This is a genomic window from Nocardia sp. NBC_01499, assembly GCF_045040275.1.
In the GTDB taxonomy this organism is placed as follows: Bacteria; Actinomycetota; Actinomycetes; order Mycobacteriales; family Mycobacteriaceae; genus Nocardia.
Genome location: NZ_CP109426.1, coordinates 5,106,624 through 5,121,701, shown reverse-complemented (window position 1 = coordinate 5,121,701; position 15,078 = coordinate 5,106,624). Strand labels below are relative to the sequence as shown.

At 66.1% G+C, this 15,078-nt stretch carries 17 protein-coding genes and 2 pseudogenes; 8 read left to right on the top strand and 11 right to left on the bottom strand.

Annotated elements, in window-relative coordinates; translation table 11 throughout:
* Positions 1-49 precede the first annotated feature (49 nt).
* Positions 50-892: an ion transporter gene (locus tag OG203_RS23415; RefSeq protein WP_405167721.1), complete on the top strand. Its 843-nt coding sequence runs from the start codon at positions 50-52 to the stop codon at positions 890-892.
* On the opposite strand, the gene OG203_RS23410 is transcribed toward OG203_RS23415, so the two are convergent.
* From OG203_RS23410 to OG203_RS23395, 4 genes and pseudogenes are all read right to left on the bottom strand, one after another.
* Complete coding sequence (locus OG203_RS23410) at positions 870-2,081, bottom strand: low temperature requirement protein A (RefSeq protein ID WP_405167720.1); 1,212 nt, start codon at positions 2,079-2,081, stop codon at positions 870-872. The two genes, OG203_RS23415 and OG203_RS23410, sit on opposite strands and share 23 nt — an antisense overlap.
* Before the next feature lie 89 nt (positions 2,082-2,170).
* On the bottom strand, positions 2,171-2,641 hold the full coding sequence (locus tag OG203_RS23405) for an SRPBCC family protein (protein WP_405167719.1): 471 nt from the start codon (positions 2,639-2,641) through the stop codon (positions 2,171-2,173).
* A 288-nt stretch (positions 2,642-2,929) separates the two neighbouring features.
* Positions 2,930-3,115 carry a DUF1918 domain-containing protein gene (locus OG203_RS23400; RefSeq protein WP_405167718.1) on the bottom strand — a complete coding sequence of 62 codons (186 nt, stop codon included), beginning with the start codon at positions 3,113-3,115 and terminating at the stop codon, positions 2,930-2,932.
* Between the two features lie 65 nt (positions 3,116-3,180).
* Positions 3,181-3,417 (bottom strand): annotated as a pseudogene (locus tag OG203_RS23395) (TetR/AcrR family transcriptional regulator); the annotation flags it as partial.
* Between the two features lie 58 nt (positions 3,418-3,475).
* Here OG203_RS23395 and OG203_RS23390 point away from each other — a divergent pair.
* Together OG203_RS23390 and OG203_RS23385 are read left to right on the top strand one after the other, a co-directional pair.
* Positions 3,476-3,778 (top strand): dihydrofolate reductase family protein, encoded by a 303-nt coding sequence (locus tag OG203_RS23390; protein WP_405167974.1) that lies wholly within the window; start codon positions 3,476-3,478, stop codon positions 3,776-3,778.
* A gap of 26 nt (positions 3,779-3,804) precedes the next feature.
* The gene (locus tag OG203_RS23385) at positions 3,805-4,380 is read left to right on the top strand and encodes a dihydrofolate reductase family protein (protein ID WP_405167717.1); all 576 of its coding nucleotides are present in this window, start codon (positions 3,805-3,807) and stop codon (positions 4,378-4,380) included.
* A gap of 34 nt (positions 4,381-4,414) precedes the next feature.
* Here OG203_RS23385 and OG203_RS23380 read toward each other — a convergent pair whose 3' ends face one another.
* Positions 4,415-4,828, bottom strand: a complete 414-nt coding sequence (locus OG203_RS23380; RefSeq protein WP_405167716.1) for a secondary thiamine-phosphate synthase enzyme YjbQ — start codon at positions 4,826-4,828, stop codon at positions 4,415-4,417.
* Between OG203_RS23380 and OG203_RS23375 the strand changes: the two genes are divergently transcribed.
* The 3 genes from OG203_RS23375 (at position 4,818) to OG203_RS23365 (ending at position 7,414) form a co-directional block, all read left to right on the top strand.
* Positions 4,818-4,952 (top strand): hypothetical protein, encoded by a 135-nt coding sequence (locus tag OG203_RS23375; protein ID WP_405167715.1) that lies wholly within the window; start codon positions 4,818-4,820, stop codon positions 4,950-4,952. The genes OG203_RS23380 and OG203_RS23375 overlap by 11 nt on opposite strands.
* A gap of 83 nt (positions 4,953-5,035) precedes the next feature.
* Positions 5,036-6,301 carry an aspartate kinase gene (locus OG203_RS23370; protein ID WP_405167714.1) on the top strand — a complete coding sequence of 422 codons (1,266 nt, stop codon included), beginning with the start codon at positions 5,036-5,038 and terminating at the stop codon, positions 6,299-6,301.
* Positions 6,302-6,379: 78 nt separating this feature from the next.
* Positions 6,380-7,414, top strand: a complete 1,035-nt coding sequence (locus OG203_RS23365) for an aspartate-semialdehyde dehydrogenase (RefSeq protein ID WP_405167713.1) — start codon at positions 6,380-6,382, stop codon at positions 7,412-7,414.
* Positions 7,415-7,467: 53 nt separating this feature from the next.
* Here the strand turns inward: OG203_RS23365 and OG203_RS23360 are convergent, their stop codons facing one another.
* From OG203_RS23360 to OG203_RS23350, 3 genes and pseudogenes are all read right to left on the bottom strand, one after another.
* A complete protein-coding gene (locus OG203_RS23360; RefSeq protein ID WP_405167712.1) occupies positions 7,468-9,906 on the bottom strand; it encodes a glycoside hydrolase family 3 protein in 2,439 nt (812 codons plus the stop codon).
* Between the two features lie 129 nt (positions 9,907-10,035).
* Positions 10,036-10,485 carry a TetR family transcriptional regulator C-terminal domain-containing protein gene (locus OG203_RS23355; RefSeq protein WP_405167973.1) on the bottom strand — a complete coding sequence of 150 codons (450 nt, stop codon included), beginning with the start codon at positions 10,483-10,485 and terminating at the stop codon, positions 10,036-10,038.
* A gap of 18 nt (positions 10,486-10,503) precedes the next feature.
* Positions 10,504-10,611: pseudogene (locus OG203_RS23350) on the bottom strand (TetR family transcriptional regulator); the annotation flags it as partial.
* A 133-nt stretch (positions 10,612-10,744) separates the two neighbouring features.
* Here OG203_RS23350 and OG203_RS23345 point away from each other — a divergent pair.
* Positions 10,745-11,659: an aminotransferase class IV gene (locus tag OG203_RS23345; protein ID WP_405167711.1), complete on the top strand. Its 915-nt coding sequence runs from the start codon at positions 10,745-10,747 to the stop codon at positions 11,657-11,659.
* A gap of 18 nt (positions 11,660-11,677) precedes the next feature.
* Here OG203_RS23345 and OG203_RS23340 read toward each other — a convergent pair whose 3' ends face one another.
* The gene (locus OG203_RS23340) at positions 11,678-12,370 is read right to left on the bottom strand and encodes a TMEM175 family protein (RefSeq protein WP_405167710.1); all 693 of its coding nucleotides are present in this window, start codon (positions 12,368-12,370) and stop codon (positions 11,678-11,680) included.
* Between the two features lie 85 nt (positions 12,371-12,455).
* Positions 12,456-13,085, bottom strand: coding sequence for a TetR/AcrR family transcriptional regulator (locus OG203_RS23335; protein ID WP_405167709.1), 630 nt, complete (start codon positions 13,083-13,085; stop codon positions 12,456-12,458).
* A gap of 76 nt (positions 13,086-13,161) precedes the next feature.
* On the opposite strand from OG203_RS23335, the gene OG203_RS23330 reads away from it, so the two are divergent.
* A complete protein-coding gene (locus OG203_RS23330) occupies positions 13,162-13,689 on the top strand; it encodes a PaaI family thioesterase (protein WP_405167708.1) in 528 nt (175 codons plus the stop codon).
* A 1-nt stretch (position 13,690) separates the two neighbouring features.
* Here the strand turns inward: OG203_RS23330 and OG203_RS23325 are convergent, their stop codons facing one another.
* Complete coding sequence (locus OG203_RS23325; RefSeq protein ID WP_405167707.1) at positions 13,691-15,031, bottom strand: serine hydrolase domain-containing protein; 1,341 nt, start codon at positions 15,029-15,031, stop codon at positions 13,691-13,693.
* Positions 15,032-15,078: the final 47 nt, after the last annotated feature.

Genomic DNA, 15,078 nt, shown 5'->3' with positions numbered 1-15,078 from the left:
TGCCGACTACTGTCGGCACGACCGTTCGGCGTTGAAGGGACACCCACAGGTGACAGCTGCGAGCACCACTCCGGTCAGCGAGGAACTCCCGGAGGGCGACTACCCGCGTAAGCCGCCTGCGTTGTGGACCGACTTCTTCATGTTGGCGCTGGCCATCGTGTCGGTGGCGCTTGTCGTGTGGATCACCTTCTTCGACGTTTCCGCGCACACCCATCACACGATCGTCATCGTCGACTGGACGATCTGTGGCGTGTTCGCCGTCGAGTTCCTGTGGCGCTGGCGCAGGGCGGGCTGGACCTGGACGTTCCCGTTCATCTACTGGTACGAGATCGTCGGCATGATCCCGGTGACCAGCCCGTTCTTCCGCGGCTTCCGGTTGCTGCGGATCGTGGTGATCGTGGTCCGGCTCGGTCGCGTCGCCGACCGGGTGTTCGGCGACCGGATCACCGCCGCGGTGGTCAACCGGTTCGTGCTGACCATCGTCGACACCATCAAGCGGCCGATGACCATCGCGGTGATGGACGAGGTGGCCTCGGTGATGCGCACCGGCCACTACACCCGCAATATCGCGGCGGCGCTACAGGAGAACCGCGCCGAGATGGACGCGATGATCCTCGAGCTGATCAAGAAGGATCCGCAGGCGGGCCGGGTGCGCTACATCCCGTTCCACGACGACATCATCCGGCTGATCGCCGACACCACCTTCCGCATCCTGTTCCAGGTGCTCGAGGATCCGCGCACCGACGAACTGGTCTCGGATGTGTTGCGCGAGAACATCGATCAGATCCGGCTCGCGGTGAAACACGATGTCCGGGTGCCGCCGTCCGCGTACGGGCCGACGCCCGCCGAACACAGCGTGCGCCATCACCTCAGTCAGATACCCCGTGCCTGATCGCTTCTCGCGGTTGTGCGAATTGGATTGTTTCCCACACGATCAGCACGACGAGCACCGCGCACAGGATGGCGAGTGAGGCAAGCGCGGGCAGTGCGGCCGCCAGTGGGATCAGCGCGAGCAGCAGCACGATGACGACCACCCGGGGCATGCTGACCGCGCCTGTCGCATAGCGTTTCGCGCCGACCAATGCGATGAGATACAGCACAACTCCGCCGTACAACGCGAACAACGGAATTCCGTACAGCGCGTCTTTCAGTGTGTGGTGTGCAGAGTCGCCGACATAGTAGAGAATTTTCTTCAAACCCAGTGAGAGCGCGATGATTCCGACGATCATCGGGAAATGCCAAAAGGTGTAGGCGCCTCGCGCGATCTTGATCTGCCGCGCACCGTCGGCATGCTTCAGCTCGTGTTCGATCGACAGCGCCGCGACGTCGAAATACGTCCACCAGAGCAGTCCGGATACCGCGAGCCCGAGCAGCGCGCCCACCGCGATCGGCCACGAGATAGGCAGTCCGGCCACGCCGATACCGATCGAAACGATCGATTCGCCGAGCGCGACGATAATGATCAGTCCGTATCGCTCCGCGAAGTGGCTCGCCGAATTCAATCGCCAGTCGTTGCCCGCGAACAGCGTCCACAGATAGTCACCCGCGATGGCGGCGATCCACAGCCCAATCTGCACCGCGCCGGAGGTCATCGCCGCGATCACGAGCAGCGTGGTGCCGAGGGTGATCGAGCCGAGCGACCAGCGCAGCACCTGACCGCGCAGCTGCGCGTCGTCGGCGCTGGCCAGCCAGAACATGCCGACGTGCACCAACCGCACGATCAGATACGCGATCGCGAAGACGAGGGGCCCGTACCAGCCACCCGGCAGATCGTGGAACGCCTCGGGAATGGCGAGCGCGGCGAGGAACGCACCGCCCATCGCGGTGAACATCGCGACCCTGGCGAATCCCTCGTCGGCGCGAACCACATTGCCGAGCCAGGAGTAGGCGATCCACAACCACCACATCACGGCGAGCACGAGAAACGCGCGCACGATGTTCTTGACGCTGGTCTCTTCCGCCGCCAGGTCGGTGACCATGGTGAACGCGAAGACGAGTACCAGGTCGAAGAACAGCTCGAGCTGCGTTACCGACTCACCCTCGGCGACTGGCCGCAGCCGAATCCGTTTGGCATCGCTCATGGTGCACATCGTCGCATCTCGACCCAGTCGCCGGGTGCTTGCTGCGCTGCGCGTCGCTCGATTTCGCTGTACGCGTGCCTCGATGCCGGTTATTCGTTATAGCTATACGGCTTCATGGTTTCCGCCTCCGGAAATCCCTCGGCGAACTCGATGAAATTCTGCACCGCGATCTCGTGCTGCTTGCGCACGGTGCGCTTGAGTAGTAGCCCCGGCACCGGGATGGGTAGGTAGACCTCCGCGTGGAACCAGACGTCGGTGCCGTCCGCGCCGTGCGAGAGCTCGAACCAGCCGCCGCCCTTCGCGCCCCGCGTGCTGTCGGTGACCTGCCAGGACGATCGGTTGGCTGTCCAATCGTATTCCAGCACTTGCATGTCCGAGCTGCCCAAGAGTTCGGTCTTGACGAAAACTCGAACCGGCCTTCCCGCGTCGTCGCGCGAGGCGACTCTGGCATCGGTATATCCAGGCGACCATTCCGGGAGCATTTCGACAGCGGCCAGCGCATCCATCACTTGCGCGGAATCGGCGTCGACGACGAATCGAATATCGGTTCTCGTGCGCATGCAAAACCTTCCGACCCCCGATGGACAACTGGGCCCGATTCTCTCTATCGGTTATCTGATTCGTCAACCTCGTCGCCGCGGTTGATAGTCCATGGGCGCGGCCTACATGGCCTTTTGGGTCCAAAAGCGGACATTGGTAAGCATCTGAACAAGTTCCATGCGGAAGATTTGGGACATCTCCAAGACCGTGTTCGGCACGGATGGCGCCGAAAGGCTATGCGCGGACCTCGTCGCCGAATCGCCGTGCGGGTGCCGGCGCGTCGGAGCGCGACGTTGGCACGCCCTGGCTCAGGTGGCCGGTGCGACTATCGCGTCGGGTCCGGGGTAGACCAGCGACTCGTGCCCGTCGGCGTAGCGCACGAGGTAGGGCGGCGCGCCTTCCGGTCCGCGCACCTCGATGATCTCCCCTTGGCGATCACCTTGGCCCACAACGTGTCCGTGCACGAGCAGTCGGTCTCCGACCTTCGCCATCATCGACTCATTATCGGGTGCCGGTGATGTGGGTCACAAGGATTCGGCACATGAAGACCACGCGGTCTTCATGTGCCGATGAGGCGATCGACCGCGGCCTCGATCAGCTCCTGGCTCTGCTCCTCGGTGAACACGCCGGGCAGGGTAAGTCGGTCGACGATCAACCAGTTCAGTGCCAAATAGAGCAGCAGCACGGACTTCTCGTCGCCCGGCAGTCCGGCATCGAGGTGGTTGCGCACGTTGAATTCGACGTCCGCGCGCACCCGATCGGTCAGCACGGCCCGCAGTTCCGGCCGCCGCGGCGCCTATGAGCCTGGCCTGTCCGCCGGTTATCCCAGCCCGTACGCGCACCTGCGTCAGTACGTGGTGTCGAGCACCTACGGCCGAATCGATGACCCGGCCGTCGAACTGGTCGATGCCGACCCGGTCGGCCTGGTGCAACGGCTCAAAAAGGAAGCGGGCCTTGACATCTGGCTCTGCGGCGGCGGCAATCTCGCCGCTCAGCTGCTCGGTGAGATCGACGAGATGATCATCAAGAGCCACCCGGTCGTCGCGGGTGGCGGCATCTCGGCCTTCGCCGGTGCGTTCCGGCCGACCCTGTTCACGCCGACCGCACGCAAGGAGTTCGGCAACGGCGCGCAGGTCACCTGGTTCACCCGCGCCTGATCGACCCGCACGAAAGAGGTTCTGCCATGCGAAAACTCGTCTACTTCGTCGGGATGTCGCTCGACGGCTACATCGCCGGACCCGATGGCGATATCGGCTTCTACCCGCTGCCCGAGGACTTCGTCGGATGGCTGGGTCAGCAATACCCGGAAACCCTGCCTACCCACGTGCGTACGCATCTCGGGCTGGCGGCCGATGCGCCGAATCGGAAGTTCGACACGCTGGTGATGGGCCGGGGGACCTACGAGCCCGCCCTGTCCGCCGGGCTGACCAGCCCGTACTCCCATATGCGGCAGTACGTGGTGTCGAGCACGCTCGGCCGGATCGACGACCCGACCGTGCAGCTGGACGAGCGGGACCCGGTCACCCTGGTGCGGCAGCTCAAACAGGAAGCGGGACTGGACATCTGGTTGGCAGGTGGCGGGAAGCTCGCCGCCGCCCTGCTCGGCGAGATCGATGAACTGGTGATCAAGAGTTACCCCGTCGTCGCGGGCACCGGCATCCCCGGCTTCGCCGGTGCGTTCCGGCCGACGCTCTTCGCGCCGACCACACGCAAGGAATTCAGCAACGGCAATCAGGTCACCTGGTTCACCCGCGCCTGACCCGATCATGCGACGGCCCAGCGGACGGCCCCGGTTAGTCACTGAGGAACGACAGCCGCACCTGACGCTCCGGGTTGTCGACATTGAGATCGACGAACGCGACGGACTGCCAGGTCCCCAACGCCATCGCCCCACCGATCACCGGAATCGTCGCGTAGGGCGCGATCAACGCGGGCATCACATGCGAACGCCCGTGCCCGCGCGACCCGTGCGCGTGCCGCCACCGATCATCGGCAGGCAGCAACTCGCCCAGCGCCGCAAGCAGGTCATCATCGCTACGCGCCCCCAACTCCATCACCGCGACCCCGGCCGTCGCATGCGGCACGAACACATTCAACAACCCGTCACCCCCACCAGAGGCCTCGCGCACAAACGCCACACACTCCCCGGTGATGTCCTGCACAACCTCGGCCCGCCCAGTCCGCACCATCAATACCGTGCTCTTCATCACCCCATCCTGCGTCATTCACCCACCTTCGTCGGCGCGCAGCGCGTCGCGTTTCCTCGCCGCCGATGTCGCGCTGGCGCACAAGCCCGACCAGCGCGACACCTCCGTCGCGGCCGTCGGCTGAGGAGGCAGGGGTGGTCGGCTGGACGGCGGCCGGTACGCTGGGTGGCTGTTAGCAGCTGGTAGTCGATCTTGGAGGACCCTGTCGTGGCTCTCGTTGTTCAGAAGTACGGAGGATCCTCGGTGGCTACCGCCGAGCGCATCCGGCGCGTCGCTGAACGGATCGTCGAGACCAAGAAGGCAGGCCACGACGTGGTGGTCGTCTGCTCGGCCATGGGCGATACCACCGACGAACTGCTCGACCTCGCCCAGCAGGTGGCGCCAGCGCCACCGGCGAGGGAAATGGACATGCTGCTCACCTCGGGTGAGCGCATCTCGAACGCGCTGGTCGCGATGGCCATTCACTCACTCGGTGCCGAGGCGCGTTCGTTCACCGGCTCGCAGGCGGGTGTGATCACCACCGGCGCGCACGGCAACGCGAAGATCATCGACGTCACCCCTGGCCGCCTGCGCCAGGCGCTCGACGACGGGCAGATCGTGCTCGTCGCCGGTTTCCAGGGCGTCAGCCAGGACAACAAGGACGTCACCACGCTTGGTCGCGGCGGCTCCGACACCACCGCGGTCGCGCTGGCCGCGGCGCTGGAGGCCGACGTCTGCGAGATCTACACCGACGTGGACGGCGTGTTCACCGCCGACCCGCGGATCGTGCCGGACGCACAGCGGCTCGATCAGGTCTCCTACGAGGAGATGCTGGAACTCGCGGCCTGCGGCGCGAAGGTGCTGATGCTGCGCTGCGTCGAATACGCGCGCCGGTACAACGTGCCTGTGCATGTTCGCTCGTCCTATACCGACAAGCCGGGCACCTACGTTTACGGATCGATGGAGGACATCCCCTTGGAGCAAGCAATCCTCACGGGCGTCGCGCACGATCGCAGCGAGGCCAAGGTCACCGTGGTCGGGCTGCCCGACGTCCCCGGCTACGCCGCCAAGGTGTTCCGCGCGGTCGCCGACGCCGAGATCAATATCGACATGGTGCTGCAGAACGTCTCCAAGATCGATACCGGCAAGACCGACATCACCTTCACCCTGCCCAAGACCGACGGCGCGCGTGCCGTCGAGATGCTGACCAAGCAGCAGGACGAGATCGGCTTCTCGCAGGTGCTCTACGACGACCACATCGGCAAGGTGTCGCTGGTCGGCGCGGGCATGAAGAGCCACCCCGGCGTCACCGCCACGTTCTGTGAGGCGCTGGCCGACGCGGGCGTGAACATCGATCTGATCTCCACCTCCGAGATCCGGATCTCGGTGCTGGTCAGGGACGTCGAACTGGACGAGGCCGTCCAGGTGCTGCACCGGGCCTTCAATCTCGGCGGCGACGAGGTCGCCGTGGTGCACGCGGGAACGGGGCGCTGACCCGATCGGGTCAAGCGCGGAGGCGGTAGCGCAGCGTAACCACGCAGCGCTCCCGATCAGGTCGAAAGGGACATTGCCATGGGCATTCGAGTAGGCGTTGTCGGCGCGACCGGACAGGTCGGCGCCGTCATGCGAAAACTGCTGGAGGAGCGCAACTTCCCGGCCGACGAGGTGCGTTTCTTCGCGTCGTCGCGCTCGGCGGGCACCAAGCTGCCGTGGCGCGGCGGCGAGATCGTCGTCGAGGATACCGAGCTCGCCGATCCGGCCGGGCTGGATATCGCGCTGTTCTCGGCCGGTGCCACCATGTCTCGCGTGCAGGCCCCGCGCTTCGCCGCGGCGGGTGTCACCGTGATCGACAACTCGTCCGCGTGGCGCAAGGACCCCGACGTACCGCTCGTGGTCAGCGAGGTCAATCCCGAGCAGACCCGCAACCTGGTCAAGGGCATCATCGCCAACCCGAACTGCACCACCATGGCTGCCATGCCGGTGCTGAAGCCGCTGCACGACCTCGCCGGTCTGCGCCGCCTCATCGTGTCCAGCTACCAGGCGGTGTCCGGTAGCGGCCTGGCCGGTGTGGAAGAGCTTGCGACACAATCGCGTGCGGTGATCGACGATATCGAGAAGCTCACCCACGACGGCAGCGCCGTCGACTTCCCCGCGCCGAACAAGTACGTCGCGCCCATCGCGTTCAACGTGCTGCCGCTGGCCGGTTCGCTGGTCGACGACGGCTCCGGCGAGACCGACGAGGATCAGAAGCTGCGCAACGAGAGCCGCAAGATTCTCGGCCTGCCCGAGCTTCTGGTGAGCGGCACCTGCGTGCGCGTCCCGGTCTTCACCGGCCACTCGCTGTCGGTGAACGCCGAATTCGACCAGCCGCTCTCGGTCGAACAGGCCAAGGAGATCCTGGCCAAGGCCCCGGGCGTCAAGCTCGTCGACGTACCGACCCCGCTGCAGGCCGCGGGCGCCGACGACTCGCTCGTCGGCCGCATCCGTCAAGACCCCGGCGTCCCCGACGGTCGAGGCCTGGCCCTGTTCATCTCCGGCGACAACCTCCGAAAAGGCGCCGCCCTCAACACCATTCAGATCGCCGAGGTTCTCCTCAGCAACCGCTGATACCGACATCCGACGCGGCCGTGGATCCAGTGTGGATCCACGGCCGCCGTCGTTTACTCCGCTTCGTAGTGGGTTGTCAGGCGGCGATCGGTGAATGAATGGGCCGCGTGGATTTCGTATGAGCCGGGTACCGAGCGCCACGTGTTCTCGTCCCAGATCTCGAAGGCGCGGTGCGGGATCGGGATCTCAGCGGTGACCAGCTCGCCTGGATCCGCTTCGACACGGGCGAAACCTGCCAGCCAGCGGGTTGGGCGGAGCACCGAATCCGCAACGGGGGCAAGGTATATCTGGACGACTTCAGCGCCTCGGCGGGTGCCGGTGTTGCGCAGGCGAACGGTCACCGTCGTGTCTTCGTTGGTGACCGACTCGTAATCCCATGTGGTGTAACCCGATCCGTGCCCGAACGGGTACGCGGGGGTAGTGCCCGCCCGCTCCCACGCGCGGTAGCCGATGAACAGGTCCTCCCGGTAGACGAGCTCACCGTCGGTCGGGGTGACCTGCGAGACCGGACAGTCGGCCAGCGTGGCGGGCCAGGTGGTCGGCAGTCGGCCGCCTGGCTCCGTGTTGCCGAGCAGCACGTCGGCCAGCGCCGCGCCGCCCTGCTGGCCGGGGAACCAGCTCAACAGGATCGCGGCGACCTCGTCGCGCCACGGCATCTCCACCGGCGATCCGGCGTTCACGACCACGACGGTATTCGGGTTGGCCGCGGTCACCCGGCTGACCAATTCGTCTTGGCGGCCGGGCAGTTTCAGGCTGGTGCGATCGAAGCCCTCGGATTCGACCTGTTCGGTGGTGGCGACGACGACCACCGCGACGTCGGCCGCCCGCGCCGCCTCGACGGCCTCGGCGATCAGCTCGTCCGGATCGCGGCGCGGATCGCTGTGCGCGAGGGTGCACAAGATCGCCTGGATCGGCATGTCCGCCATCTTCATCGGCGTATGGGTCATGGTCACCTCGACCGTCGTCCCCGCCGTGAGTTCGACCGTGCCGCGTTCGGTCGGCGTGCCGAAGAACGCCTCGAAAGGGTCGGCGCCGGTGAGTGTTTGGGCGCCGTCGAACAGCACGGTGTCACCGACGACGAGCCGGAAATCGCCGACTCCTTTGGTGCCGAACACGTGCGCGCCGGTTTCCGCCGGTGTGAAGGTGCCGCGCACCTCGACGGTGTGCAGCGCGTCGTAGTCGATGCCCTCGGGCAGTTTGCCGAGCCAGTTGACCATGCCGTTGGGCAGCGAACTTTCCCCGAGCAGGGCGCCGTCGGCGTCGAAAACGCGGGCGTGCAAATCGAATCCGCGATCCGCGGCGCCGAGAGCGTCGCTCGGGGCGGCGCCGATCGCGTAGCTCAGCGCGCCGTCCGGCAGCGCGGCGGTCAGCCCGTCGAGCGGGGACACCACGGACTCGGGGAAGACGGTGGCCGAGCCGCCGCCGAGAATGCGGGCGTCCCTGGCGGCGAGACCGATCAGCGCGACCTTGGTCCGACTCGCGTCGAGGGGGAGGGCTTGGCGCTCGCCGACCGTCCCATTGCGTACCAGAACGAAAGCGCGAGAGGCGATCTCGCGTGCCAATGCGATCCCGTCGAATCGCGCGGGCGGCGTGGTCACCGCGGGCTCGGCGCCGTCGAGCAGGCCGACGCGGGCCGCGAGCCGCAGCACATTGCGCACCGCCGCGTCGACCACGGACTCGTCCACCTCGCCATTGCGCACCGCCGCGACGAGCGCCTCCCCGTAAACCCCGCGTGGGCCCGGCATCGCGACATCAAGCCCGGCGGTGATCGCCGCGACCGTCGACCTCGCGGCCATCCAGTCGGAGACAACGATGCCGTCGAAACCCCATTCCCCGCGCAGTGTTTCGTTCAGCAACTCGCCGTGCTCGGTCATCGTCGTGCCGTTGACCTGGTTGTAGGCGGCCATGACACCCCACGCCCCCGCGTCACGGACGATCGCCTCGAAAGGCGCGAGATACAGCTCGCGCAACGCGCGCTGCGATACCACGTTGTTCACCGTAAAGCGTTCGGTCTCAGCATCATTGGCGACGAAATGCTTGACGGTGGTGCCGATGCCGCCGTCCTGCACACCGCTCACATAGCCGGTTCCGATGCGGCCCGTGAGGTACGGGTCCTCCGAGTAACTCTCGAAGTGCCGCCCGCCGAGCGGTGACCGATGCAGGTTGACGGTCGGCGCGAGCAGCACATGCACGCCCTTGCGTCGGGCCTCCTGCGCGAGCAGCCGACCGGCCCGCCTGGCCAGCTCCGGATCCCAGGTCGCGGCAAGCGCGGTCGGCGAGGGCAGCGCGATGGACGGATCGTCGGCGGTCCAGCGCACCCCGCGCACTCCGATCGGACCGTCGGACATCACCAGCGACTGCAACCCGATCTCGGGCAGCGCGGGCAGCGACCACATGTCCTGGCCCATCAGCAGCCGGGCTTTGGCCGGGAGATCGAGCTTCCCGAGGGCCGCCGTCACGGCTTCCTCGCGGGCGATGTCGGCTGGACTCATGATGAACTCCTTTGTCTACCAAGGTCATTGCGGGCGGGTCGACGGGTGCGAGTAGCGGGCGTCCGCAGCTCCGCCACACCTACCTAATCAATGGTAGGCGTTGTTATCTGCTCGTTATCTAACCGTCCGCTACCCGGCGGCGTCGTCAGCCCGCCCGAGCAAAGCCACGAAATCCCGAAACGCGGCACTCATATCGACCGCCTCCGGATCGAGCAGCCACTGCGTCTGCAACCCGTCCAGCACCGCGATCAGCAGCGGCGCCACCTGTTCCGGCGTCCGCCCACCCGCCAGCCGATCCCCGAACTCCGCCCGAAGCAACTCGGCCAACCGCACCCTGGCCTGCGCATAACGCTCGACGAAGTACTCCCGCGCCGGATGCCCCCCGGTCACACTCTCCCCAGCCAACGCCGTGAACGTCTGCACAACCCCCGGCCGCGTCGCGTTGTACTCGACCAGCTGCTCGAGATGCGACAACCGCCAACTACCCGACCCCCCACCCAGAAACGCCGCCGTATCCCAGCGATCCCGCTCCTCCAGCACCGCGACCAGCAAATGCTCTTTACTCGGAAAATAATGCAAAACCCCAGGCTGAGTAAGCCCAACCCGCTCCGCGACCGCCCCCAACGACGCCCCCCGATACCCCCGCTCAGCAATAACCTCCCGAGCCGCCTCGAGAATCGCCGCCCGCCGCTCGGCCCCCTGCACCGCCCGCCCACCCCGCCGCTCCTGAGTCACGCGATCGAGCGTAACGCTGCGTAATCCATCGACGGCGACGGTGAAGGTGTGGTGGCCCGAAATGCGGTCGCTCGATCCGGGCCGTGACTGTTAGCCTCCGCCGATGGCAAACCCCTATCCCCATGTGTATCTAGGTGACCGGATTGTTGCGGCCGAGGCGGCTACGGTCAGCGTCGCATCGTCGGCGGTGTTGTACGGGCTCAGCGTCTATACCGTTTTCCCGGTTCATGTGGCGGGGGCGGCGCGGACGGCGTTTCGGCTGGACGATCACTTTCGGCGGCTCGCGGAGTCCTGCAAGATCATCGGGATGGATCGGTTCGTGGCGGAGTGGGATTACGAACGGTTCTATGCCGCCGTCGTCGAGTTGGTCGGTAGCAATGCCCCGGCCGAGGATGTATTCGTCCGTGCCACAGTGCATGTCGTCGAGTCGATTCCCGGTACCAGGGTGCGCGGCTGCGCGATTCAGGTCAGCATGTTCGTCTATGACGCGGTGCCGATCGTCCCGCAGGACGGCATGCGCCTGAAATCGAGTCCGTGGCGGCGCATTCCGGATAACGCGATCCCGTCTCGTGCGAAAGTCAATGGCGCGTACGTGAATTCGGTGCTTGCCAAGCAGGACGCGATCGACAGCGGCTACGACGACTGCGTCTTCCTCGACGGCAACGGCCATGTCTGCGAGCTCAGCGCGGCCAACATCTTCCTCGTCCGCAACGGCACCCTGATCACCCCCGACGTGTCCTGCGACATCCTCGACGGCATCAACCGCAGAACCGTGCTCACCCTGGCGGCCGAGGACGGCATCCCGGTCATCGAGCGCACCGTCGACCTGACCGAGCTCTACATCGCCGACGAGGTCTTCGTCACCGGCACCTCCGCGGGCGCCGCCCCGGTCTTCGAGGTCGACGGCCGCACCGTGGCCAACGGGCAACCAGGCCCGATCTCCCAGGCCCTGCGCAAACGCCACGCGGCCGCACTGCGCACCGACGACCTGCACGGCTGGATCACCCCGCTGAACTGACCACCCGCGAGCGCCGGGCTAGGTGCGTGTTTGCGCCATCTGCTCGGCCTGGCGCTCGGGTGCCCGGTCGATGACGTCCGGCCGGATGCGTTCGGACAGTTTCCCGCCGAAGTAGGCGGCCAGCGGGGCGAAGAACCAGATGAACCAGATCCAGGGCGTCACCCACACCAGTCCGGCCGTCACGGCGAAGACCACGGTGACCGAGACGGACGCGCCGGCACTCATCCGGATCTTCGACCGATCGACGCCGGGCTTCAATATCGCACGCCGCCAAGCGAATTCCTTCATAACAGCCTCGCACCCGAACAGCGCCGCCGCCGTCGCGGCGAACAGGCAGGCGGCGAGCTTGTTATCGGGTGCGTGACCGAATATCGCGGTCGGAAACGGCAGGAAGGCGGCGAGCAAGAGCAGCGGCGCGTGCGAGGCGGCGGTCGCCCGGTCGAGTCGGTCGACCTCGTCGATGAGCGTGTGGTGCCTGCGCCAGACCGACCACAGCAGGAAGAACGCCAGCACGAACGCCACGAACGACGCTTTCTCGTGCCAGAGGAATTCGGCGAGGGCGTGCGGGCTGGCCAGATCTTCGCCCTCGGGCCGTTTGATCTCGATGACGAGTAGCGTGATCGCGATCGCGAGTACCGCGTCGGCGAAGGCTCCCATCCGGTGGGCGCTGAAATCCTCGTCCCTAGGCGAGGGTGGTACGCGATCGGTCACTGCTCCGAGCTCCTAACGGCGACGCGGTAAATCGGTTGAACCGTAGCCGATCCCCGGCCGGTCCCGCCGCGTGTAGCCGTATCGATCACAGTCGTTCGACGGCAGCGATGGTCGCCAGGAACAGTTCGACATTGTCGTGGATGAACTTGTCCCGAGGATAGGGCAGCGACTGCTGGATCCACGCGGTAGTGGTCTCGCCGAAGCCGCCCACCAGGAATCGGGCGGCGAGATCGATGGCCGGGTCGTCTGGTGTGCGGTCGGCGAGCAGCCCGTGCAATAGGGCGCCGTAGGTCCGCGACACGTCCTCGGACCGCGCGAGCCTGCGGGCCGCCACGGCGGGGTGACCATAAGCCTTGGTGGACAACAGTTTTCCCTTGGCCGGTGCGTTCAGGAAGAAGTCGGCGAGTGCCTCGACCAGCGCGCTCACCTTGTCGCGGCGGTCCGGCCCGGTCGCCGCGACCGCCGTGTCTACGGTCGCCGCCATCTGCCGGAAGGCCAGCTCGAACGCCGCGACCACCAGATCGTCGAGATCGGTGAAGCTCTCGTAGACGAAGCGGGTGGACAATCCCGCCTGTTTAGCGACGGTCCGGATGGTCAGCCCGCCGAGACCGTCCAGCGCCATCACCTCGAATGCCGCCTCGAGCAGCTGCTCGCGCCGAGTGGCGCGGCGTTGATCGGCGGAGACCCCGCCGTAGGTCCGTGCTTGTTTCACCACCTCGCGATCTTGACACAAATGTTTCCTAAATCTAGCTTCATTCAGGAGACAGCTGATTCCTGATCAAGGGGTGCACATGACCGGACTTGCCGAAGCGGCCGACCGCGCCGCAGCGAGCGTGCCGCGACCGGCGAGCGGCCAGCAGCGCGACGGCGCGGCATCCGCGCACGGCGACAACTGTTTCGGCTGCGGACCGCGCAATCGCGCCGGTGTCGCGCTGGTGTCGGAACTGGTGGACGGTCACCTCGTCGGCAGCTGCGTTTTCGACGAAAAGCACCAGGGCGCACCGGGTTTGGCGCACGGCGGGGTAGTCGCCGCGGTGCTGGACGAGGCATCGGGGAGCGTCCCGACCAGGAGTGGGATTCCCGCGGTGACCGCCAAACTCACCGTGAACTACGTCAAGCCGGCGCCGCTGCATCGCCCGATGACGGTATCCGCGTACCTGGAGCGCCGCGACGGCGACCGCAAACTGCACATCTACGCGCGACTCGAGCTCGACGGCGAACTCATCGCCGAGGCGGACGCGCTGTTCATCGTCGTCTCGCCGGATCACTTCCGCGCACACGGTGCCAAGGACGGCGAGTTGCCCTTCCTCGGCGGGTGATTCAGTGGATGCCCGGCGCGTCGGGGCCGAGGCAGATCATGATCACGCAGCCCGGCGCGGTGTCCGCGAAAGGCGGCGCCAGGGGGTATTTCAGGCAGGAGAGGACATCGCAGCCCGGGTAGGCGAACGGTCCGGCACCGAACACGGCGAGCACGAAGTTCAGGTCGACGAACTGGCTCGGATTCAGCCGCACCGGCGGTTCGACATAGGGGCCGGGGTCGGGAATGTGCTTGTCCTGGAATGACGCGAACAGCCTGCGGAAGAACTCGTACGGCAGTTCATCGATGTTCTGGATGGTGCCGTTCAGTCCGTACTGGCTGACATCGCCGAAGAATCCGGTCCACACCACCACCAGGTCCAGGCTCGGCATGACGAAGACGTTCTGTAGGCCGAGCCCGGCCATCATGTACACGTCGGCGGGCAGGTTGCTCGCTTGTTCCGCGCACCCGGGCCCCACCCAGAACAGATAGCCGTAGCACTTGTTGGCCTGCGACGGCTGCCGCGCCTTGCGCAGATACTCGGTCGAGACGATTTGTTTTGTGCCCCAACGTCCGTCGTTGCTCACCAGCAGGCCGAGTTTGGCGAAGTCGTTCGGCGGGATCATCAGGTGCGCGTAGCCGTAGGTGTGCCCGGCGCGATCGCGTGCCCAGTAGTAGTCGCCGCGTGCGATGCCGAGCGGATCGAAGAGTTCACGTTGCGCGAATTGCTGCAGTGGTTCGCCGATGGCCAATTCGATGACGTACGAGAGTAAGTCGACGTTGCGCTGGCTGTAGCTGAACACCGTGCCAGGCGGATGGTCCAGCGGCACACCGAGAGCCTGCACCGCGCTGTTCGGCTCGATCGGAATGACACCGGTGGCGCCCTCGGCCAGCACGCCGACCTTCATCCCCGATGACTCGGTGAGCAGGTTCGCCACGGTGATCGAGCGATGCTCGGCATCGCCGAGCCCCGGCGGCAGATACCGATCGATCGGGGCGGATATGTCCAGTTTGCCCTGATCCCAGGCGATTCCGGCGAGCACCGAGACAACACTCTTGGTCGCGCTCCAGATATTCCACGCCACATTGTCGGTCTGTGCGTTCGTCGGACCCTCGCCGATCAGGCAGTTGTGCCGAAATACCTTGATATTGACCCGGTTTCGACCAGCGGCGAAAGACAGTGCGTCCGCGAGTCGTGCGCTGTCGAGGTCGACCTGCTCCGGCAGCGCGCGCGCCAACTCGCGACCGGAACTCACCGCGCAGCTCGCCGGATCGGCGGACGCCGGTGCACTGCCGGTGAATACGTTCCCAGCGATCAGTGACAACACAGCGAACCCAACAAGGAACCCACCGAATCGCCCCATGCGCACGAGGTTATCGCGCCAGCCAGCCGGCTACGGGCGAATGGCGT

What these genes read in the sequence shown, in the direction of transcription:
- OG203_RS23325 (WP_405167707.1), bottom strand. Translation starts at nt 15,031, where the DNA reads ATGGGGCGATTCGGTGGGTTCCTTGTTGGGTTCGCTGTGTTGTCACTG.
- OG203_RS23410 (WP_405167720.1), bottom strand. Translation starts at nt 2,081, where the DNA reads ATGAGCGATGCCAAACGGATTCGGCTGCGGCCAGTCGCCGAGGGTGAG.
- OG203_RS23360 (WP_405167712.1), bottom strand. Translation starts at nt 9,906, where the DNA reads ATGAGTCCAGCCGACATCGCCCGCGAGGAAGCCGTGACGGCGGCCCTC.
- OG203_RS23365 (WP_405167713.1), top strand. Translation starts at nt 6,380, where the DNA reads ATGGGCATTCGAGTAGGCGTTGTCGGCGCGACCGGACAGGTCGGCGCC.
- OG203_RS23400 (WP_405167718.1), bottom strand. Translation starts at nt 3,115, where the DNA reads ATGATGGCGAAGGTCGGAGACCGACTGCTCGTGCACGGACACGTTGTG.
- OG203_RS23385 (WP_405167717.1), top strand. Translation starts at nt 3,805, where the DNA reads ATGCGAAAACTCGTCTACTTCGTCGGGATGTCGCTCGACGGCTACATC.
- OG203_RS23330 (WP_405167708.1), top strand. Translation starts at nt 13,162, where the DNA reads ATGACCGGACTTGCCGAAGCGGCCGACCGCGCCGCAGCGAGCGTGCCG.
- OG203_RS23405 (WP_405167719.1), bottom strand. Translation starts at nt 2,641, where the DNA reads ATGCGCACGAGAACCGATATTCGATTCGTCGTCGACGCCGATTCCGCG.
- OG203_RS23345 (WP_405167711.1), top strand. Translation starts at nt 10,745, where the DNA reads ATGGCAAACCCCTATCCCCATGTGTATCTAGGTGACCGGATTGTTGCG.
- OG203_RS23380 (WP_405167716.1), bottom strand. Translation starts at nt 4,828, where the DNA reads ATGAAGAGCACGGTATTGATGGTGCGGACTGGGCGGGCCGAGGTTGTG.